General features: G+C 64.8%; 16 protein-coding genes. 11 read left to right on the top strand and 5 right to left on the bottom strand.

Annotated features, from left to right (window positions below; all coding sequences use genetic code 11):
- Position 1 precedes the first annotated feature (1 nt).
- Both ASC83_RS03730 and ASC83_RS03725 read right to left on the bottom strand, forming a co-directional pair.
- Positions 2 to 514, bottom strand: coding sequence for a TRAP transporter small permease (locus tag ASC83_RS03730; RefSeq protein WP_056058300.1), 513 nt, complete (start codon positions 512 to 514; stop codon positions 2 to 4).
- The gene (locus tag ASC83_RS03725) at positions 511 to 1,032 is read right to left on the bottom strand and encodes a gluconokinase (protein WP_235509312.1); all 522 of its coding nucleotides are present in this window, start codon (positions 1,030 to 1,032) and stop codon (positions 511 to 513) included. The genes ASC83_RS03730 and ASC83_RS03725 overlap by 4 nt, the downstream gene beginning before the upstream one ends.
- Before the next feature lie 168 nt (positions 1,033 to 1,200).
- Between ASC83_RS03725 and ASC83_RS03720 the strand changes: the two genes are divergently transcribed.
- From ASC83_RS03720 to ASC83_RS03690, 7 genes are all read left to right on the top strand, one after another.
- Positions 1,201 to 2,226, top strand: a complete 1,026-nt coding sequence (locus ASC83_RS03720) for a LacI family DNA-binding transcriptional regulator (RefSeq protein WP_056058294.1) — start codon at positions 1,201 to 1,203, stop codon at positions 2,224 to 2,226.
- A gap of 538 nt (positions 2,227 to 2,764) precedes the next feature.
- Entirely contained in the window at positions 2,765 to 3,532 is a 768-nt protein-coding gene (gene badH / locus ASC83_RS03715; RefSeq protein WP_056058292.1) for a 2-hydroxycyclohexanecarboxyl-CoA dehydrogenase, read from the top strand.
- 37 nt (positions 3,533 to 3,569) lie between these two features.
- Entirely contained in the window at positions 3,570 to 4,352 is a 783-nt protein-coding gene (badI, locus tag ASC83_RS03710; protein WP_056058289.1) for a 2-ketocyclohexanecarboxyl-CoA hydrolase, read from the top strand.
- 20 nt (positions 4,353 to 4,372) lie between these two features.
- A complete protein-coding gene (gene aliB / locus ASC83_RS03705; protein WP_056058286.1) occupies positions 4,373 to 5,530 on the top strand; it encodes a cyclohexanecarboxyl-CoA dehydrogenase in 1,158 nt (385 codons plus the stop codon).
- A gap of 72 nt (positions 5,531 to 5,602) precedes the next feature.
- The gene (aliA, locus tag ASC83_RS03700) at positions 5,603 to 7,246 is read left to right on the top strand and encodes a cyclohexanecarboxylate-CoA ligase (RefSeq protein WP_056058284.1); all 1,644 of its coding nucleotides are present in this window, start codon (positions 5,603 to 5,605) and stop codon (positions 7,244 to 7,246) included.
- Positions 7,247 to 7,303: 57 nt separating this feature from the next.
- Positions 7,304 to 8,296: a tripartite tricarboxylate transporter substrate binding protein gene (locus ASC83_RS03695; protein WP_056058282.1), complete on the top strand. Its 993-nt coding sequence runs from the start codon at positions 7,304 to 7,306 to the stop codon at positions 8,294 to 8,296.
- Between the two features lie 23 nt (positions 8,297 to 8,319).
- Positions 8,320 to 9,096 carry an enoyl-CoA hydratase-related protein gene (locus ASC83_RS03690; protein WP_056058280.1) on the top strand — a complete coding sequence of 259 codons (777 nt, stop codon included), beginning with the start codon at positions 8,320 to 8,322 and terminating at the stop codon, positions 9,094 to 9,096.
- A gap of 50 nt (positions 9,097 to 9,146) precedes the next feature.
- Here the strand turns inward: ASC83_RS03690 and ASC83_RS03685 are convergent, their stop codons facing one another.
- Positions 9,147 to 9,644, bottom strand: coding sequence for a MarR family winged helix-turn-helix transcriptional regulator (locus ASC83_RS03685; RefSeq protein ID WP_056058277.1), 498 nt, complete (start codon positions 9,642 to 9,644; stop codon positions 9,147 to 9,149).
- Between the two features lie 321 nt (positions 9,645 to 9,965).
- Positions 9,966 to 11,615, bottom strand: coding sequence for a methyl-accepting chemotaxis protein (locus ASC83_RS03675; RefSeq protein ID WP_056058270.1), 1,650 nt, complete (start codon positions 11,613 to 11,615; stop codon positions 9,966 to 9,968).
- Between the two features lie 488 nt (positions 11,616 to 12,103).
- Here ASC83_RS03675 and ASC83_RS03670 point away from each other — a divergent pair, with 488 nt between their 5' ends.
- Positions 12,104 to 13,318, top strand: coding sequence for a nitrate/nitrite transporter (locus tag ASC83_RS03670; RefSeq protein WP_056058267.1), 1,215 nt, complete (start codon positions 12,104 to 12,106; stop codon positions 13,316 to 13,318).
- A gap of 260 nt (positions 13,319 to 13,578) precedes the next feature.
- Here ASC83_RS03670 and ASC83_RS03665 read toward each other — a convergent pair whose 3' ends face one another.
- A complete protein-coding gene (locus ASC83_RS03665) occupies positions 13,579 to 15,360 on the bottom strand; it encodes a bifunctional protein-serine/threonine kinase/phosphatase (protein ID WP_056058264.1) in 1,782 nt (593 codons plus the stop codon).
- Between the two features lie 332 nt (positions 15,361 to 15,692).
- Between ASC83_RS03665 and nirB the strand changes: the two genes are divergently transcribed.
- The 3 genes from nirB (at position 15,693) to nirD (ending at position 19,443) form a co-directional block, all read left to right on the top strand.
- On the top strand, positions 15,693 to 18,140 hold the full coding sequence (gene nirB, locus ASC83_RS03660; protein ID WP_056058259.1) for a nitrite reductase large subunit NirB: 2,448 nt from the start codon (positions 15,693 to 15,695) through the stop codon (positions 18,138 to 18,140).
- 20 nt (positions 18,141 to 18,160) lie between these two features.
- Entirely contained in the window at positions 18,161 to 18,973 is an 813-nt protein-coding gene (locus ASC83_RS03655) for a type IV pili methyl-accepting chemotaxis transducer N-terminal domain-containing protein (RefSeq protein WP_056058255.1), read from the top strand.
- A 68-nt stretch (positions 18,974 to 19,041) separates the two neighbouring features.
- Positions 19,042 to 19,443 (top strand): nitrite reductase small subunit NirD, encoded by a 402-nt coding sequence (gene nirD / locus ASC83_RS03650; RefSeq protein ID WP_005798149.1) that lies wholly within the window; start codon positions 19,042 to 19,044, stop codon positions 19,441 to 19,443.
- Positions 19,444 to 19,545 lie beyond the last annotated feature (102 nt).

Genomic DNA, 19,545 nt, shown 5'->3' with positions numbered 1-19,545 from the left:
GTCACTCCACCTCAGCGCCGTGACGGAGGTCCAGCGGCTTGCGTTGAATCAATTCGATGGTTGCCATCACACCAATGGCCACCGCGCACAAAAAGGCTGGCAACGGCAGCAGCGCCGCCGGGTAGGCCATGACGACCGAGCGGCTGCCCATGCCCACCACCACCTGCTGCCAGGCCCCCCAGGCCAGCATCGCGCTGGCGATGATCACCAGCAGCCGGATCACGGCCGTCAGCAGGCCAAAGGCCACCGGGCGCTTGGCCAGCAGGCCAGCCAAGCTGGTAAAGGCCATGTGTTCGCCTGCCGGATAGGCCGCTGCGGCACCGATGAACACCATCCAGACGAACAACAGGCGCGACAGTTCTTCACTGGCTGCCACGCCGCTGCCAAAGCCGTAACGCAGCACCACGTTGATGAACACGGCCACGGCCATCACACCCAGGCAGCTGGCCATGAGCACCTGGGAGATCCGAGCAAAGCGGCTCTGTGGCACGGCATGTTGTGCAGGGGAACTCATGCGGTCTCCTTCGTTGCCAGCCAGGCCGAGGCCTGTTGTTGCAGCGTGGGCAGGTCCAGCAATGCATCCAGGCGCAGTACGCCCGTTTCGCCCACGGGGGATTCCAGCGTGGCGAACTGGCTGTCCACCAAGGCGCTGGAGAAAAAATGGGTGCCCGCGCGGGCAGCCACCCGCTGGCCGGCGTTGGCGCGATCGATCTCCAGAAAGACAAAACGCAGACCGGGGCAAGCATTGCGCAAGCGGTCCCGGTAAGCCCTCTTGAGCGCAGAGCAGGTCAGCACCACCCCGCGCGGCTGGTCCTGCAGCAGCTGTCCCAACGTGGCCAGCCAGCCTTCACGGTCCGTATCGGTCAATGCAATACCCTGGCGCATCTTTTCGCGGCTGGCGGGGCTGTGGTGGTCGTCCCCTTCGATCAGGGGCAGGCCCTCGGCCTGGGCCAGGGCGGAACCCAGGCTCGACTTGCCGCAGCCCGCCACGCCCATGACGACCACAAAAGCCGGTGACGCTTGAAAACTCATGTTGGTAGCGCTATCCAAACAATCCATAAAAAAGGCATCCGCTCTGGATGCCGCACCATCTGTGGCAACTTCTGCAACTTGATCCAAAATGGCTCCTGTTGCGTTGCCCATCAGCTTGGACAGCGCTATCCTAACCAGATCAAACCCAACCCCCATGAGGGTTAACCCTTGAACAGACCCGAGACAAAACGCCGCTCCAGCGGCCGCATCACGCTGAGCGACGTGGCCAAGGCCGCCGAGGTCAGCCCCATCACTGCCTCCCGCGCCCTGCGGGGAGAACGCGGCGTGGCGCAAGAACTGGTGCAGCGCGTAAAAGTCGCCGCTGAGCAATTGGGCTATGTGCCCGACCCCGCAGCGCGCGCACTCGCTTCACAGCGCAGCGTGCAGGTGCCGGTGCTGGTGCCGCTGCTGTCCAACGCGCTATTTGTGGACGTGCTGGAGGCCGTGCACCGCACGCTGTTCCCGCAGGGCTACCAGGCGCTGATCGGCGTCACGCATTACGACCCGCAAGAGGAGGAGCAGCTGCTGCGCACCTACCTCGCGCACCGTCCGGCCGGGCTGCTGGTCACCGGCTTTGACCGCACCGAGGCCGCGCGCCACCTGATTGCCGCCAGCGGCGTGCCCTGCGTGCACCTGATGGAGATGACCTCGGCCCCCGGCGTGTTCTGCGTGGGGTTTTCGCAGCAGGATGCAGGCCACAGCATGACGGACCACCTGCTGGCGCGGGGCTACCGAAAGATCGCTTTTGTAGCCGCCCAGCTGGACCCCCGCACCATGCAGCGCGCAGAGGGCTACCGCCGCTGTCTGCGCGAAGCCGGCCTGTACGACCCCAAGCTGGAGCTGCTGAGCCCGCAGCCCTCATCGATGCGGCTGGGTGGGGAACTGCTGGAAGAGCTGCTGCGCACCCGCCCCGGTGTGGATGCCGTGTTCTTCTGCAATGACGACTTGGCCCAGGGCGGCCTGCTGGCAGCGCAGCGCCTGGGTCTGTCGGTGCCCGGCCAAGTGGCCATTGCGGGCTTTAACGACCTGGCAGGCAGCGACCAGATGCTGCCGCCGCTGACCACGGTCCACACGCCACGCTCCGCCGTGGGCGAGGCCAGCGCACGCATGCTGCTGGCGCTGATGCGCGGCGAGGTGCCAGAGCACAACTCGGTGAATCTGGGGTTTGAGCTGACGGTGCGCGAGAGCACCTGACCCCTCTCTCCGCGGCGCCCACCGGAAGCCACAGCGCCGCCCAGACCTACGCCAGGACCCGGCGGCAACGCGGTCGCTCGTCTCGCGCAGACAACCCATCCCCTCACTATCGCTCAGGCCAGGGTGAGGGCCGTCGCACGCCACAACCGTCGCGTGCGCACCCCCACTTTGCCCACCTTTGAGCTCACGCCTCCGACCGGCTCTGCAGACGGGACGAGACCCAGACAGTCACGCAGCGCACGCCGCCGCGGCGGTACCTCCTACCCAGCATGCGACTCGGAGTCAGCGCACAGAGCTCTCACCCCAATTTAAGACAATATATTTTCACAAAGGCAACAAGAAGTTTTTATCAAAGGTGTTCTTATCCACCGATAAATCTGTCTATTACCTGGAAAAATTCGGGTTAACACCTACCTCACCACAAACGACAACTGTTTGACACATTCAATTTACATCACTACGATAAGCAAATATGTTGTCTTAATTGCCTTCTGCTGTTGTAGCAGGGGGTGTACCCCGAACTACTCAGGAGAGAACCATGCGCAATCTGAATGGAAAGACCGTGATCGTGACCGGCGGCGGCGGCGGCATTGGTGGGGCCACCAGCCGCCGCTTTGCCGAAGAAGGCGCCAAGGTGGCTGTGTTCGACATGAACCTGGAGGCTGCGCAGAAAGTGGCCGAAGGCATCCAGGCTGCAGGGGGCGTGGCCCAGGCCTTCCAGTGCGATATCACCCAGCGCACCCAGGTAGACACCGCCGTGGCAGCGGCCGAAGCTGCCCTGGGACCCATCGATGTGCTGGTCAACAACGCCGGCTGGGATGTGTTCAAGCCTTTCACCAAGACCGTGCCTGCCGAGTGGGACAAGCTCATTGCCATCAACCTGACGGGTGCACTGCACATGCTGCACGCCGTGCTGCCCGGCATGGCAGAGCGCAAGACCGGCCGCATCGTCAACATCGCGTCCGATGCGGCGCGCGGTGGTTCGTCCGGCGAGGCGGTGTACTCCGCGTGCAAGGGAGGGCTGGTGGCCTTGTCCAAGACGCTGGCCCGGGAGCACGCCCGCCAGAACATCACCGTCAACGTGGTCTGCCCCGGCCCCACCGACACCGCACTGCTGGCCGGTGTGGCTGAAGGTGCCCGCGACCCCGCCAAGCTGCTGGAAGCGTTTCGCAGCGCTATCCCCCTGGGCCGCCTGGGTCAGCCCGATGACCTGGCCAGCGCCATTGCCTTCTTTGGCAGCGATGACGCGGCCTTCATCACCGGCCAGGTCATCAGCGTGTCGGGCGGCCTGACCATGCACGGTTGATCCCCGGATACCTCCTTACCTTTACCGAGAGAACACCATGAATTTCGAAGACATCCTGTACGAAGTGCGCAACGGCGTGGCTTGGATCACCATCAACCGGCCCGACAAGATGAACGCCTTTCGCGGTCAGACCTGCGACGAAATCATCAAGGCGCTGAACAAGGCCGGCTATGACCGTGATGTGGGTGCCATCGTGCTGGCCGGCGCTGGCGATCGCGCTTTCTGCACTGGCGGCGACCAATCGGCCCACAGCGGCAACTACGACGGCCGCGGCACCATTGGGCTGCCTATGGAAGAGCTGCACACCGCCATCCGCGACGTGCCCAAGCCCGTGATCGCCCGCGTGCAAGGTTTTGCGATCGGCGGCGGCAACGTGCTGGCCACCATCTGTGACCTGACCATCTGCTCCGACAAGGCGCAGTTCGGTCAAGTCGGTCCCAAGATGGGCTCAGTGGACCCCGGCTACGGCACGGCTTTCCTGGCCCGGGTCGTCGGAGAAAAGAAAGCGCGCGAGATCTGGTACCTCAACCGCCGCTACAGCGGCGCCGAGGCCGTGGCCATGGGCCTTGCCAACTTCTGCTTCCCGCACGAAGAGCTGGATGCAGAAGTGCAAAAAATTGGTGAAGAGCTGTGCGAGCGCAGCCCCACCGCGCTAGCCATTGCAAAGCGCAGCTTCAACGCAGACACCGCCCACCAGGCCGGCATTGCGGGCCTGGGCATGTATGCGCTCAAGCTGTACTACGACACCGAAGAGTCGCGAGAAGGCGTGAACGCTTTGAAAGAGAAGCGCAAGCCCGAATTCCGCAAGTACGTGAAGTAAGCAACCGCCGGAGAAGAACGATGAACCCGAACCCGTACATCAACGAAGACCTGCAGGCACTGGCTGAAACGGTGCGCCGCTTTGCGCAGGAGAAGGTCGCGCCTGGCTTTTTGGAGCGCGACAAGACCCGGGTGCTGGACCGCGCCCTGCTGCGTGAAATGGGCTCGCTCGGGTTCATCGTGCCGGAGTTGCCCGAGCAGTTCGGCGGACTGGGCATGGGGTGTCTGGCTGCGGGCGTGATCCACGAGGAGATTGCCCGCGCCGACCTGAGCTTCTCGTACCTGAATCTGCTGGCATCGCTCAACGCGCAGATCCTGTCCAAGTATGGCAACCCTGACGTGGTCGGCCCCTGGCTGCAGAAACTTATTCAAGGCGAAGCGATCTGCGCCATCGCCCTGACCGAGCCGCGTGGCGGCTCCGACGCCGCCAACCTGCGCCTGAAGATCGACCGCGATGGCGACCATTACGTCATCAACGGTGAAAAAACCTCCATCTCGGCCGCCGACCAGGCCGACATCACCGTGGTGTTTGGTCGCACCGGCACACCCGAGCAGGCCGCGCATGGGGTGACCGCCGTGCTGGTGCCCATGGATACACCTGGCATCACCACCAACCGCTTTGACTGCCATGGCCAACGCGCCATTGGCCGCGGCTCCATCTTCTTCGAGAACGTGCGCGTGCCCATCAGCCACCGCCTGGGCGACGAGAACAAGGGCTTCGTGCAGGTAATGCACGGCTTTGACTTCTCGCGCTCGCTCATCGGTCTGCAATGCCTGGCCGTGGCGCGCGTGGCGCTGGAGGAAACCTGGGAATACATCACCCAGCGCCAGGCCTTCGGCCAGCCGCTGTCGGCGTTCCAGGGCGTGACGCATCCGCTGGCGCAGTACGACACCGAGGTCGAAGGCGCTCGCCTGCTGTGCCTGCAGGGCCTGTGGCTCAAGGACAAGGGCCTGCCGCACACCGCAGAAGCCGGCATGGCCAAGTGGTGGGGCCCCAAGCTGGCCTACGACGTGATCCACCAATGCCTGCTGTGCTTTGGCCACGGCGGCTACGACCGCGGACTGATGGAGCAGCGCCTGCGCGACGTGCTGGGCTTCCAGATCGGAGACGGCACGGCGCAGATCATGAAAACCATCATCGCCCGCGCCCGAGCCGGCCGCAAGTTTGTGCCGGCCTGAGCGCCCCCCCCTAAGTCACCACAGCTCACCGCAGGCCACGGATCACCCACAACAACACCAGGAGACAAGACCATGGAATTTGACGCTGTACTGCTCCCCCCGCGCCGCACGCAGCGGGTGGCCGAAGGCCACTGGCGTGACCGCACCATCAACGATGCGCTGGACGCCTGCGTGGCCACCTGCCCCGACAAGCTGGCGCTGACCGCGCTGCAAGTGGAAACGGGAGCCACCACCCGCTTTACCTACCGCGAGTTGGCACGCATGGCTGATCGCATTGCCGTGGGCCTGGCGCGCCTGGGCGTGGGCCGGGGCGACATCGTGGCGTGCCAGTTGCCCAATTGGTGGCAGTTCACGCTGACCTACCTGGCCTGCTCGCGCATCGGTGCCGTAATGAACCCGCTGATGCACATCTTTCGCGAGCGCGAACTCTCGTTCATGCTGCAACATGGCGAGGCCAAGGTGGTGATTGCGCCCCAAACCTTTCGGGGCTTTGATTTTGAGCAAATGATCACCGCCCTCCAGCCCACCCTGCCGCACCTCAAGCATGTGGTGGTGGTCGGTGGCAGTGGTGCCAACAGCTTTGACGCCCTGCTCAGCGGTCCCGAATGGGAACAGCAGCCCGATGCGCGAGCCATTCTGACCGCCCACCGCCCCGGCCCCGACGAAGTCACCCAGCTCATCTACACGTCGGGCACCACGGGCGAGCCCAAGGGCGTGATGCACTCGGCCAACACCGTGATGGCCAACATCATCCCGTACGCCGAACGCTTGCACCTGGGTGCCGACGACGTGGTGTTGATGGCCTCGCCCATGGCACACCAGACGGGCTTCATGTACGGCCTGATCATGCCCATCCTCCTACAGGCCAGTGCCGTGCTACAGGACGTGTGGGAGCCCACCAAGGCCATTGCACTGATCAATGCAGAGAAGGCCAGCTTCACCATGGCCTCCACGCCGTTCCTCACCGATCTGGCGCGTACGGTGGCCGACAGCGGCGTAGCCGTGCCCAGCCTGCGCACCTTTTTGTGCGCTGGCGCGCCCATCCCTGGTCCGCTGGTGGAACAGGCGCGCAAGGCGCTGGGCGCCAAGATCGTCTCGGCCTGGGGCATGACCGAGAACGGCGCTGTCACGCTCACCCGTCTGGAGGACGACGATGAACGCTCTTTCAACACCGATGGCTGCCCACTGCCTGGCGTGGAGATCAAGGTGGTGGATGTGGACGGCAACGCCTTGCCGCCAGGCGAGCCCGGCAAGCTGCTGCTGCGCTCATGCTCCAACTTTGGCGGCTACCTGCACCGCGCACACCTGAACGCCACCGACGCCGACGACTGGTTCGACACCGGCGACCTGGCCGGCATCGACGAGCGCGGCTACCTGCGCATCACCGGCCGCAGCAAGGACGTGATCATCCGCGGCGGCGAGAACATTCCGGTGGTCGAAGTCGAGTCGCTGCTCTACCGCCACCCCGCCATCGCCATGGCGGCCATCGTGGCCTACCCCGACGAGCGCCTGGGCGAGCGGGCCTGCGCCGTGGTGGTGCCCAAGCCCGGGCAGACCATCGACCTGCCAGGCCTGGTGCAGTTCCTCAAGGACCAGAAGATTGCCGTGCAGTACATCCCCGAGCGCCTGATCGTGCGAGACGTGATGCCAGCCACACCGTCCGGAAAGATCCAGAAGTTCAAGCTGCGCGAAATGCTGCGCGAACAGGTTGCCTGAAGGTTGCCACCGTTTTCCCGTCGATCACTACACAACAAACCAGCAGGAGACAACGACATGCTTACACGCCAACCTTCCCCCATCCGCAGACGCCTCATCCAGTCTGCCGCCCTGGCACTCTGTGCCTTGGGCGCTATCGGCACGGCGCATGCGCAGGCCTGGCCCACCAAGCCGGTCAAGATCGTGGTCGGCTTTGCCCCAGGCGGCACCACCGATGTGATGGCACGCGTCATGGCCCAGTCGCTCACCGAAGCGCTGGGCCAGCCCGTCGTGGTGGACAACAAACCTGGCGCCAGCGGCAACGTGGCAGCGGCCGAAGTGATTCGCGCACCTGCAGACGGCCACACCTTCCTGATTGCGCCTACTTCGTTCGAAACGGCCAACCCTTTCCTCTTCAAGCAGAGCATTGCCCCGGCCAAGGACCTCACGCCCATCGCGGGCGTGGGCCGCAGCCAGATGTACCTGGTGGTCAAGCCCCAGTCCACCTTCAAGGACGCCAGGGAGTTTGTGGCCTATGCCCGCGCCAACCCGGGCAAACTGTCGTACTCCTCCGCAGGCCCCGGCACGCCACCGCACCTGGCGGGCGAGCTGTTCAAGAAAGTCACCGGCGTGTTTGCAACGCACATCCCTTACCGGGGCGCAGCCCCTGCATTGCAGGATGTGATGGCCAACCAGGCGGACTATGTCTTTGACCCAGGCATTGCCTTCCCGCACGTGCGCGCAGGCAAGGTACGCATGCTGGCCGTGGCGGGGGCCAAGCGGTCGTCGTTCTTCCCGGATGTACCCACGCTGGCAGAGCTGGGCTTCAAGGGTGCGGAGCTGGACATCTGGTTTGGTATGTGGGCCCCCAATGGCACGCCTGCAGACGTCACGGCCCGCATGGCCCGGGAGATCGCCAAGGTGCTGGCCCTGCCCAGCACCAAGAACCGATATGAATCGCTGGGCGCCGAGCCCGTGGGCCTGGACAACGCCGAGTTCCGCACCCTTCTGACCGAAGAGACCAAGCTGCTGTCTGGCCTGATCCAGGAAGCCAAGATCAACATCGACTGACCCGGCCACCCGCCACACCCACCATGAATGATGCTTTGGTACTGACGGAAACCCGGGGCCGGGTGGGCGTGATCACGCTCCACAGGCCCCAGCAGCTCAACGCACTCAACGACGCCCTGATGGACCAGCTGGGCGCCACCCTGCTGGCCTTCGATGCGGAAGACGATGTCGGCGCCATCGTCCTCACCGGCAGCACCAAGGCATTTGCGGCCGGTGCCGACATTGCAGCCATGGCCGACTGGTCGTTCATGGATGTGTACCGGGGCGCCTTCATCACCCGCAACTGGGAGACCATTCGCCAAGTGCGCAAACCGGTGCTGGCGGCCGTGGCAGGCTTTGCCATGGGCGGCGGCTGTGAGCTGGCCCTGGCCTGCGACATCATCGTTGCCGCTGAATCAGCCCGGTTCGCGCTACCTGAAATCAAGCTCGCCATGCTGCCGGGCGCGGGGGGCACGCAGCGCCTGCCGCGCGCCATCGGCAAGGCCAAGGCAATGGACATGTGTCTGTCGGCCCGCATGCTTGATGCGCAAGAGGCCGACCGCTATGGCCTGGTCTCGCGCGTTGTACCCGACGCGGAGTTGCTGGACCGCACGCTCACCCTCGCGGCGCAGATTGCCAGCTTCTCGCTGCCCGCACTCATGGCCATCAAGGCATCGATCAACCGCGCCTGGGAAAGCCCGCTGACCGAAGGCATTCTGTTTGAGCGCCATGCGCTGTACGAGCGCTTTGCCAGTGCCGACGCCCACGAAGGCATGCACGCGTTCCTGGACAAACGCGCCCCAGCGTTCGAACATCGCTGAGCTGAAGGCCCCGATCGCCCCCAACCGGCAGCGGGAAGTCCTTGGCAGGCTCAGCCCTCGGACTCCGCGCCAGTATCCAGCCGCTGCATGTTGTCCAGCAGCTTGAGCAGGTAGTGCAGCGTGTGGGTGATGTCTCCCACCGAGAATTCGTCCAGCGCCTGCTCGTAATAGGCATCGATCTTGGGCCGGGCCTTGACCAGCCACGTCATGCGTCCGGACTCGGTCATCTTGATCAGGCGGGAGCGGCGGTCCTTCTCATCGGTCTCCATACAGATGTGGCCATCGCGCTCCAGGCGTCCAATCACCCCCGCGAGGTTCTGGCGGCTGACCAACAGGTAGCGCGCCAGCTCGTTCACCCCCATACCCTGCTGCGCTTCCTCGCGCGAAAGGGCTCCCAGCACCGCCCATTGCTGCGTGGTCAGCCCCTCGCTCTCCACCGCTCGCGAACCGGTTTTATGCAACAAGTTCGCACATTGGTACAGCCGAAAAAACAACCGGTTAGCCAGCTCCATACGGGCAATCTGTGCTTTGGAATCAGGGGGGTGCATGCGTGAGTTCTTAGTGGGTTATGCAGACTGCAACCGCGCGGCAATCAAGTCAACATATTGTCTCACTTCAACATCCACCCCGCACCACACCACACCATCACGATCAACCCAACCACCGGCTTTGTCTCTTGCCCTTCGGACTGCATGAATTCAAGCACCCGGTGCGCAACACAATCATTGGCGATCTGCTGCTGATCGAAATCCACAACCCTCCGAAAGCGGTCGCGCGACGGAGCCAACGCCCTCGGCACTGCGAGCGGGCGGAACATAGGGGGAGACAACACCGTCATCGCGCGCTGTAGCGCGTGCGGCTGTGTGGGCTCAGGCCGCCGCCAGCGCCCTGCTGCTGGATGAGACCTTCATCTCCTTGCGCAGCGCCACCGCATCGCGCGACTGGGTGGGTGCCGACGCGTCGATGCGGAACACCTGCACAGTCTCGGTCATGGTCTGCGCCTGGCCGTTGAGCTGCATGGCCGAGGCCGCGTTCTCCTCGACCAGCGCGGCGTTCTGCTGCGTGATGGTGTCCAGCTGTGCCACAGCAGAGTTGACCTGCGAAATGCCGCTGAGCTGCTCATTCGAGGCGCTGTGGATCTCGCCAATCAGTGTGTTGACCCGGCGCACCAGCTCCAGCGACTCGGTCATGGTTTTCTGCGCAGCGTCGGTTTTTTCATGGCCCTCGGTCACCTTGGTGGCCGAGTCGTCGATGAGCTGACGGATCTCCTTGGCGGCCGAGAGCGTGCGGTGCGACAGGCTGCGCACCTCGGAGGCCACCACCGCAAAGCCCCGCCCCTGGTCCCCGGCGCGCGCAGCCTCCACTGCGGCGTTGAGGGCAAGGATGTTGGTCTGGAAGGCAATGGAGTCGATCAGCTGCGTGATCTCGCTGATGCGGCCGGACGCGGCCTGGATCTGCTTCATGGTGCTGGCCACACCGTCCACAGCGGCACTGCTGCGCTCGGTGACCTGGGTGGCCTGGGTCGCCAGCATCGTGGCCTGGCGCGCGGATTCAGCGGTTTGCTTGACGGTGCCGGTGATTTCCTCCATCGACGCTGCTGTCTGCTGCAGGTTGCTGGCCTGCGCCTCGGTGCGCGACGACAGGTCCTGGTTGCCCTGGGCAATCTCGCGGGTTGAGACCTGCATGTGCTCGCTCTCCTGCCGCGCGTCGCGCACGATGGACAGCAGGTTCACGTTGAGCTGCGCCAGCGCCTTTTGCAGCTGGCCCACCGTGTCGCTGCGCGACGCAGATATCTTCTGGGTAAGGTCGCCCGCGGCCATGCGGTTGGCCCACAGCAGCATCTGCGACAACGGCGCCACCGTGACCTGGTGCAGGTAGACCGCCATGCCCAGCGCCACCACCACCACCCCCAGCCACGCGGCCCCTGACGCCAGCGACAGCGTGTGCCCGCCCAGCAAGGCAGCGCACCACGAGGCCACCACCAGCAGCAAGGTACACATCATCATCTTGCCCATGGGCCCCAGCGCCAGAGACCGGGCTACACGGCCCCACAGGGTGTCTTTGACCAGTTGCCCGGCCGACAGCCGGTGCACCAGCGTTCCCGCCTGCTTTTCGGCCTGCATCTGCTTGTACAGCGACTCGGCCGCCTGGATCTGTTCGCGCGTGGCTTCGGTGCGCACCGACATGTAACCCGTGGGCTGGTCGCCCTGCATGAGCGGGGTGACATTGGCCATCACCCAGTAAAACGTACCGTCCTTGCGCCGGTTCTTGACCGGGGCCGACCAGGGAATGCCCTTGGCGATGGTCTCCCACATGTCGCGGTAGGCCTCCTCGGGCATGTCGGGGTGTCGCACGATGTTGTGGGGCTGGCCCAGCAACTCTTCCTTTTCGTAGCCGCTGACCTCGATGAACATCGGGTTGCAGTACAGGATGCGGCCCTTGAGGTCCGTGGTGGACACCAGAGTCTGGCCCTTGGGAAACGCATATTCGTGCTGGCTGACCGGCAGATTGACGCGCATGGGAACCCCATTTCGTAGACGCCTTGTCGCTCCCTGACCGGGCAACACGGCAGTGGAAAAGCCGAACACATCCTATGACGAAGGCAATGGATTTGAAACAGATAAATAGCGCCTCTATCGCCAACTCACCAACTCAGTGCGCAACACCAACACTGTGCGTCGCACTCCGCTGCAATGCACCAAAGTGAGCATCCGGCAGAAAATACGCTTCATTTTTGATAGCTGGCAGTGCTTAACTCACAAGCGCTTTCTGGCATTTTCCTCACAATCCCTCCCCCATATCGGCACTGGCATAGCCATTGCTTGCCATAAGGCGCGGCCAACGCTGGCCGCGTGTCAGCCCGGTGCAATGGCGGATTGGGCGAACAGGACGTTGGCGTCTTCATGGAGTGCGTTGGGGTTTGTCAGCCCGCGCGGTCCGTGTGGACGCCTTTTTGTTTTCTGGCCGGGCGAAGGGGTCACCCCCTCAGCCCTTTGCACTCACACCCATGCATTACTTCAGAGAGTTCCTCAAATCCGGCCACGCACCCACGCTGTGGGCGTCGTTTCTGTACTTCGGCTTTTCGTGCGCGGTGTGGGTCATCAACGGTGCGATGGCGCCGTTCATCCGCGAGAGTTTCCAGCTCTCCCCCACCCAGATGGGCATGATGCTGTCCATCCCCATTTTTGCGGGAGCGCTGATGCGGTTTCCGCTCGGCATCCTGGCGCAGTACATCGGCCGCAAGCGCGCCACCCTGGTCGAGATGGCCGGCATCTTTTTGGCCATGGGCTATGGCTACCTGTTCGTGCACACCTTCAACGACCTGCTGGCGCTGGGCATCCTGCTGGGCGTGGCGGGGGCGAGCTTCGGCGTGGCGCTGTCGCTGGGCTCGGGCTCGTTTCCACCGCGTTACAAGGGCCTGGCCATGGGTATCGTGGGCGCAGGCAATGTGGGCACTGCCGTGGCAGCGCTGCTGGCGCCTGCCCTGGCGCAGAAGTTTGGCTGGCAGGCGGTGTATGGCTTTGCCGCCGTGAGCGTGGCCGTGCCCGCCGTGGTGATGGCGGTGTATGCGAAGGAACCGCCAGACCTCGCGCCCCACGCCACGTTTCGCGAACACATTGCCTGTCTCTTTGAAAAAGATGGCTGGGCGTTCAGCCTGATCTACGCCGTGACCTTTGGCGGCTTCATCGGTCTGACGGCCTTCCTGCCCAGCTACTTCTACGACCAGTTTGGCGTGAGCAAGGTGCAGGCAGGGCAACTGACCATGCTGGCCGCCTTTCTGGGTGCGGCACTGCGGGTGATGGGCGGCTGGCTGTCCGACCATTGGGGCGGCGTCAACACGCTCACGGGTGTGCTGGCCATCACCGCCGTGAGCATGGTGCTGTGCGGCTTGGCCGAGAACTCCTTGCCGGTGACGATGCTGCTGTTCCTGGTGTGTTTTGCGGCACTGGGCGCGGGCAACGGCGCGCTGTTCCAGCTGGTGCCGCTGCGCTGGCCGCTGTCCACGGCCGTCGCCGGCTCGATGATTGGCGAGATCGGCGCGCTGGGTGGCGGCCTCATCCCCAACGGCATGGGCTTTTCGCGCCAGTACACCGGCACCTACCTGTGGGGCTTTGTGGGCATTGCGGTGTGCGCCGCTGCCATGCTGGTGCTGTTGCGGGTCATGCAGATCCGCTGGACCCGTACGTGGGCAGAAAAGGGCGGTCGGGCACGGAGTGCCTGAGCTGGCGTAGCCAGCCAAGGCGCAGCATTGCCCGCCCTTTCGCCAGAAGGGTGGCCGTGCGCGTAGCGCATGACCGGCGTTGAGAAAGTAAGCGCGACAGCGCTTGCCACACTTTCGCCAGAAGGGTGGCCGCGCCCGGGGCGCGTGAACGTCCGTAGTCAGTCAACGCGCCGACCACCCCACATTTCAAGCCCAATCCCCACCAAGCGCATTTCTCATATGCGTCGATAGCTATATTTTCAATAGCAAATCCATCGATCTCATCGCGGCAAAAACAGCAGCCAATACACCAGCAACAGGTTCACCAGCACACTCACCGCCAGCGCGATCTTCCACAGTGCCGTGGCATCGCGCTGCATCAGCGGCTGCGGGCCAGGGGCGGACAAGGGGCGCGAAGCCCCCCGCTCCAGGGCCAGCAGCAGTTCCTCGGCGGTTTCAAAGCGTTGTGTGCGCTGGCGGGCCACAGCCTTCAACGCGATCTGGTCGAGCCAGATGGGCACGCTGGGGTTGTGGCGGCTGGGGGCCAGGGGGTCGCGGTGGTAGCGGCCCAGCTGGTATTGCACCACCTCGCCATAGGGCAGGCGCCCATGGCTCAGCAGCTGGTACAGCGTGACGCCCAAGGCGAACAGGTCGCTGCCCGCATCGGGCAACTGGCCGGCCAGGTCCCCGTTCTTTTCATAGCCCGGCCACTGCTCGGGGTTCATGTAGCTGGGGGTGCCTGCGTGCAGGCGGCGCGTGGCCTCGGGCTCGCGCCCCGACAGGGCCACGCCCAGGTCCAGCACCCGCAGCACACCGTCATCGCCCAGGTGTAGGTTGTCGGGCTTGATGTCGCGGTGCACCACCCCTTGCCGATGCAGCCAGCCCAGCACCTGCGCCGCCTGCATCACCACCGACACGGCCTGCGGCACGCCCAGGTGCTGGCGGCCGCGCAGGCGCTGGCCCAGGGTCTGGCCCGCATGCCAGTCATAGAGCAGATAAAACGCACTGGCGCCGGGGCTTGCACCGCCCTGCTCTGGCGGCCAGGTGTTCAGGCGCGCAAGGTGCACCGCCGCATGGCCGGACTGCATGCGCCGGGCCACCCAGGCCTCATGCGCCAGAGTGGCGCGCTCCTGCGCATCGTGCGCGCGGGCGGGCACCAGCGTCTTGAGCGCGTACAGCCGCTGTGTGGCCGGGTCGCGCACCTGGTAGATGCGGTGCACGCCGCTGTCGGCCACCAGCGCGGTCACCACCAGGCCATCCACCGGCTCGCCCACCTTGAGCAACGGCAACACTGGCAAGTGCTGCGCCCGGCGGGACTCATCCTGCAAGGTGGCTTCCAGCGCCCCCTGCACCCGCACCACCAGCGCGGTCACGTTGTCGGTGCTGCCCCGGCGCAGGGCTGCGCGCGTGATCTCCTCGCTCAGCGCCTGGGCGCCGACGGCACTGGGGGTGTTGGCATCCTGCGGCTGCAGCAGCAACTGGCGCAGTTCACGCTCGGGCAGGCTGCCGTGCACACCATCGGACAGCAGCACCAGCAGGTCGCCGCTGTGCAGTTCGCCCTGGCTGTAATCCACCACCACATGGTCGTCCAGGCCCATGGCGCGGGTGAGCTGGTGCGCCAGGTCACGCTGCGCCATCACATGGTCGGTCGTCAGCAGTTGCAGCCGGCCGCCCCGCAGCAGATAGGCACGCGTATCGCCCACATGGGCCAACGTGTACGACTGGCCGCGCAGCACCACTGCGGTGAGCGTGGTCAGGCCCACGGCGGGCTGGCGGCGCCGGTTCATCGACGCCAGCCAGCCGTTGTGCGCGCTCAGGATGCGGTCCAGCGCCACGGTGGTGTCCCAGGTGTCGGGCGTGGCGAAGTAGTCGTTGACCAGGGTGTTCACCGTGGTCTGTGCGGCTTCGCGGCCCTTGCCTCCGGTGCTTACACCATCGGCAATGGCAGCGATGGCGCCGCGTTCGCGGTCGCGCCCCTGCCCCTGCACCAAGGCGGCAAAGTCTTCATTGACTTCGTTGCGCCCGGCCTGCGAGGTGTGGCCGATGTCCAGTTCAAAACTCATGCACCACCTCCATGCAGGTTCCATGCCCAAGGTGGTGCATGCACGCACCGCGCCGCGCAGCCGAGCCACCCGTCAACACCCAAAACTCCGCCCTCTGCAGGGCGGACAACACCGGATCACCCCACATCAGTGCACAAACTCTGGCACGGGCATTGCTTACCCGAAGCAACGGCCCAGCTGGGCCACGCAATTCAGCGGTGCAACGGCGCACCAAGGGGTTGTATGGACGAAGGCGTCCCCACATGCGGTTTCGATGGAATGTCGGAGCTGCATCGTGTGGACGCCTTTTTTGTTTTTTGCATCGCCCAGGCGATGGAACCGACGGAGTCACGATGAAAAAGCTCAAACTGGTGATGGTGGGGAACGGCATGGCCGGTGTGCGCACGCTGGAAGAGCTGCTCAAGATTGCCCCCGATCTGTATGACATCACGGTCTTCGGGGCCGAGCCACACCCCAACTACAACCGCATTCTGCTGTCGCCGGTGCTTGCTGGCGAGCAGACCATCGACGAGATCATCCTCAACGACTGGCAGTGGTACGCCGACAACCACATCACGCTGCACACCGGTTTCACCGTGACCGATGTGGACCGCGTGCGCCGCGTCGTGAGCGCAAGCAGCAAAGACGGCGATGTGATCACCGCCGAGTACGACCGCCTCATCATGGCCACGGGCTCCAACCCCTTCATCCTGCCCGTGCCCGGCAAGGACCTGAAAGGCGTGCTGGCCTACCGCGACATCGCCGACACACAGGCCATGATCGACGCAGCCGCCACGTACAAGCACGCGGTGGTCATCGGCGGCGGCCTGCTGGGCCTGGAAGCCGCCAATGGCCTCATGAAGCGAGGCATGACCGTGAGCGTGGTGCACGTGATGCCCTCGCTGATGGAGCGCCAGCTCGATGACGTGGCGGGCAAGATGCTGCAGAAGTCGCTGGAAGACCGTGGCATGCGCTTTTTGATGGGTGCGCAGACCCAGGAGCTGGTGGGCAATGCCGAAGGCCGGGTGGCCAGCGTCAAGTTCAAGGACGGCACCGAAGTGCCTGCCGACCTGGTGGTGATGGCCGTGGGCATCCGCCCCAACACGCAGCTCGCCGAAAAGATGCGCCTGCACGTGAACCGCGGCATTGTCGTGAGCGACACGCTGCAGACCACCACCGACGCCCGCATCTATGCCGTGGGCGAATGCGCGGCACACCGGGGCATTGCCTATGGCCTGGTGGCCCCGCTGTTCGAGCAGGGCAAAGTGCTGGCCAACCACCTGGCCGAGTTCGGCATCGGCCGCTACCAGGGCTCGCTCACCTCCACCAAGCTCAAGGTCACGGGCATCGACCTGTTCAGCGCGGGCGACTTCCAGGGTGGCGACAACACCGAAGAGATCGTGATGAGCGACCCCTTTGGCGGCGTGTACAAAAAGCTGGTCATCAAGGACGACAAGCTGGTGGGCGCCTGCCTCTATGGCGATACGGTGGACGGCAGCTGGTACTTCAAGCTGCTGCGCGATGGCCGCAGCGTGACCGACATTCGCGACAAGCTGATGTTTGGCGAGAGCAACATCGGCGACGTGGGCCACCAGGGCCAGAGCAAGGCATCGGCCATGGCTGACACGGACGAAGTGTGCGGCTGCAACGGCGTGACCAAGGGTGCCATCTGCAAGGCCATCAAGGACAAGGGCCTGTTCACGCTGGATGAAGTGCGCAAGCACACCAAGGCCAGCGCATCGTGCGGATCGTGCACGGGCCTGGTCGAGCAGATCATCATGTTCACTGCGGGCGGCGACTACAGCGCCACACCAAAGACCAAGGCCATGTGCGGCTGCACCGACCACGGCCACCAGGCGGTGCGCGACGCGATCCGCGCCAACAAGCTGCTGAGTATTGGCAACGTATTCCAATTTATGGAGTGGAAGACGCCCAACGGCTGCGCCACCTGCCGCCCCGCCGTCAACTACTACCTCATCAGCACCTGGCCCAAGGACGCGAAGGACGACCCGCAAAGCCGCGCCATCAACGAGCGCAGCCACGCCAACATCCAAAAGGATGGCACCTACAGCGTCATCCCCCGCATGTGGGGCGGCGAAACCACGGCCGACGAGCTGCGCCGCATTGCCGATGCGGCCGACAAGTACAACATCCCCACCATCAAGGTCACGGGGGGCCAGCGCATCGATTTGCTGGGCGTGAAGAAGGAAGACCTGGTCAACGTCTGGAAGGACATCGGCATGCCTAGCGGCCATGCCTATGCCAAGGCACTGCGCACCGTGAAGACCTGCGTGGGCAGCGAGTGGTGCCGCATGGGCACCCAGGACAGCACCCAGATGGGCAAGGACCTGGAGCGCGCCATGTGGCGCATGTACGCCCCGCACAAGGTCAAGTTCGCCGTGTCGGGCTGCCCGCGCAACTGCGCAGAAGCCGGCATCAAGGACGTGGGCATCATCGGCGTGGACAGCGGGTGGGAGATGTACGTGGCCGGCAACGGCGGCATCAAGACCGAGGTGGCCCACTTCTTCACCAAGCTGAAAACCGCCGAGGAAGTGCTGGAGTACACCGGCGCGTTCTGCGAGCTGTACCGCCAGGAAGGCTGGTACCTGGAGCGCACCGTGCACTACGTGAGCCGCGTGGGCCTGGACTATGTGAAAAAGCGCATTCTGGAAGACCACGAAGGCCGCAAGGCGCTGTGGGAGCAGCTGCAGTTTGCGCTGGACGGCGAGCCCGACCCCTGGTTCGAGTTTGACAAGGCAGCCGTGGACACGCGCCAGTTTGCCCCGCTGACCGCCGCCTGAAGCGCCCGGAGCCGCACACCATGCAACGCCGCACCTTGCTGACCGCCGCCGGCTACACGACGGCCTGGAGCACCCTGGGCATCATGTCGCTGGGCACCGCCCAGGCCCAGGTCACAGACCTGAACGACGCCATCAACAAGGCAGGCCGCCAGCGCATGCTGAGTCAGCGCATGGGCAAGGCCTGGCTGGCGCTGGCCCACAAGTCCGACACGCCTGCCGCACGCGCCGTGCTGGACCAATCGCTGGCGCTGTTCGAACGCCAGCAGGGCGAACTCAAGGCCTACGCGCCCTCGCCCACCATCCGCGACACCTACGCCAAGCTGGAATCGGCATGGGCCGACCACAAGGCCGCGCTGCTGGGCACCGCCCCGTCGCGCGACGGCGCGGCCGCCTTGCTGCAGGCCGACGCCAAGGTGCTGGCCCTGGCCCACCAGGGCACCGTGCAGTACGAAGCCGCCTCGGGCAAGCCCGTGGGCAAGCTGGTCAACGTGGCAGGCCGCCAGCGCATGCTGAGCCAGCGCATGGCCAAGTTCTGCCTGTCGGCCATGCTGGGGGTGGACACCTCCACCGCCACCACCGAGATCGCCAAGGCGCGTGACGAGTTCATCAGCGCCACCGAGCTGCTGCGCAATGCCCCACAGGCCACCGATCGCATCCGGCAAGAGCTGCTGCTGGCCGATGGCCAGTGGGTGTTTTTTGACGCCGCGTTGCAACGCCTGGGCACCAGCAACAACACCTTCCGCCAGGTGTCTGAAGTGTTTGTGAGCAGCGAGAACCTGCTCGCCAGCATGGACCGCGTGACCGGCCTGTATGCAGCGCTGGGCAGCAGCTGAAGGCCTGCCCTGCAACGGCACCACGCGCGCCCCCGACACCCCACCGAACAACACCAAGGACGATTCCCATGACCACCAACAACCCAACCCCTGAATGGAAGCTGATCTGCCGGGTGGACGACATCCCCGTGCTGGGCTCACGCCGCGTGGCGCGCCCCCAGGGCCTGGACGTGGCCATCTTCCGCAACGACGCCGGTGGCGTGTTCGCGCTGCTGGACCGCTGCCCACACAAGGGCGGCCCGCTGAGCCAGGGCATCGTGTTTGGCACCCATGTGGCGTGCCCCCTGCACAACTGGACCATTGGCCTGTGCGACGGCCAGGCCTCGGCGCCCGATGAGGGCTGCACGCCGAAGTTTGCCGTGAAGGTGGAAGACGGCGCGGTGTACCTGGACGCGAGCGAGCTGGCGACGGTGGCCACGGATTTGACGCGCCCCATCGCAGGGCCTGCGCGCAGGACGGTGGGCGTGTGAGCGGTGGAGAGTGTTGCGCCCCAGGCGCCGCATGCGTACCCGGCGAGGACACGACAACACTATCAAAAAAATAGCTGACAGCGCAACATGCACTAGCGCCTG

The organism is Acidovorax sp. Root402, assembly GCF_001425125.1.
In the GTDB taxonomy this organism is placed as follows: Bacteria; Pseudomonadota; Gammaproteobacteria; order Burkholderiales; family Burkholderiaceae_C; genus Acidovorax; species Acidovorax delafieldii.
The sequence above is the reverse complement of the archived record's forward strand: the minus strand, read 5'-3'. Positions and strand labels throughout refer to the sequence as shown.

Excerpts from the sequence above, each read along its gene's own strand:
- badH (WP_056058292.1), top strand. The coding sequence starts at position 2,765 with ATGCGCAATCTGAATGGAAAGACCGTGATCGTGACCGGCGGCGGCGGC.
- ASC83_RS03675 (WP_056058270.1), bottom strand. The coding sequence starts at position 11,615 with ATGCGCGTCAATCTGCCGGTCAGCCAGCACGAATATGCGTTTCCCAAG.
- badI (WP_056058289.1), top strand. The coding sequence starts at position 3,570 with ATGAATTTCGAAGACATCCTGTACGAAGTGCGCAACGGCGTGGCTTGG.
- ASC83_RS03725 (WP_235509312.1), bottom strand. The coding sequence starts at position 1,032 with ATGAGTTTTCAAGCGTCACCGGCTTTTGTGGTCGTCATGGGCGTGGCG.
- ASC83_RS03665 (WP_056058264.1), bottom strand. The coding sequence starts at position 15,360 with ATGAGTTTTGAACTGGACATCGGCCACACCTCGCAGGCCGGGCGCAAC.
- ASC83_RS03670 (WP_056058267.1), top strand. The coding sequence starts at position 12,104 with ATGCATTACTTCAGAGAGTTCCTCAAATCCGGCCACGCACCCACGCTG.
- ASC83_RS03695 (WP_056058282.1), top strand. The coding sequence starts at position 7,304 with ATGCTTACACGCCAACCTTCCCCCATCCGCAGACGCCTCATCCAGTCT.
- aliA (WP_056058284.1), top strand. The coding sequence starts at position 5,603 with ATGGAATTTGACGCTGTACTGCTCCCCCCGCGCCGCACGCAGCGGGTG.
- ASC83_RS03655 (WP_056058255.1), top strand. The coding sequence starts at position 18,161 with ATGCAACGCCGCACCTTGCTGACCGCCGCCGGCTACACGACGGCCTGG.
- ASC83_RS03730 (WP_056058300.1), bottom strand. The coding sequence starts at position 514 with ATGAGTTCCCCTGCACAACATGCCGTGCCACAGAGCCGCTTTGCTCGG.
- nirD (WP_005798149.1), top strand. The coding sequence starts at position 19,042 with ATGACCACCAACAACCCAACCCCTGAATGGAAGCTGATCTGCCGGGTG.
- aliB (WP_056058286.1), top strand. The coding sequence starts at position 4,373 with ATGAACCCGAACCCGTACATCAACGAAGACCTGCAGGCACTGGCTGAA.
- ASC83_RS03690 (WP_056058280.1), top strand. The coding sequence starts at position 8,320 with ATGAATGATGCTTTGGTACTGACGGAAACCCGGGGCCGGGTGGGCGTG.
- nirB (WP_056058259.1), top strand. The coding sequence starts at position 15,693 with ATGAAAAAGCTCAAACTGGTGATGGTGGGGAACGGCATGGCCGGTGTG.
- ASC83_RS03685 (WP_056058277.1), bottom strand. The coding sequence starts at position 9,644 with ATGCACCCCCCTGATTCCAAAGCACAGATTGCCCGTATGGAGCTGGCT.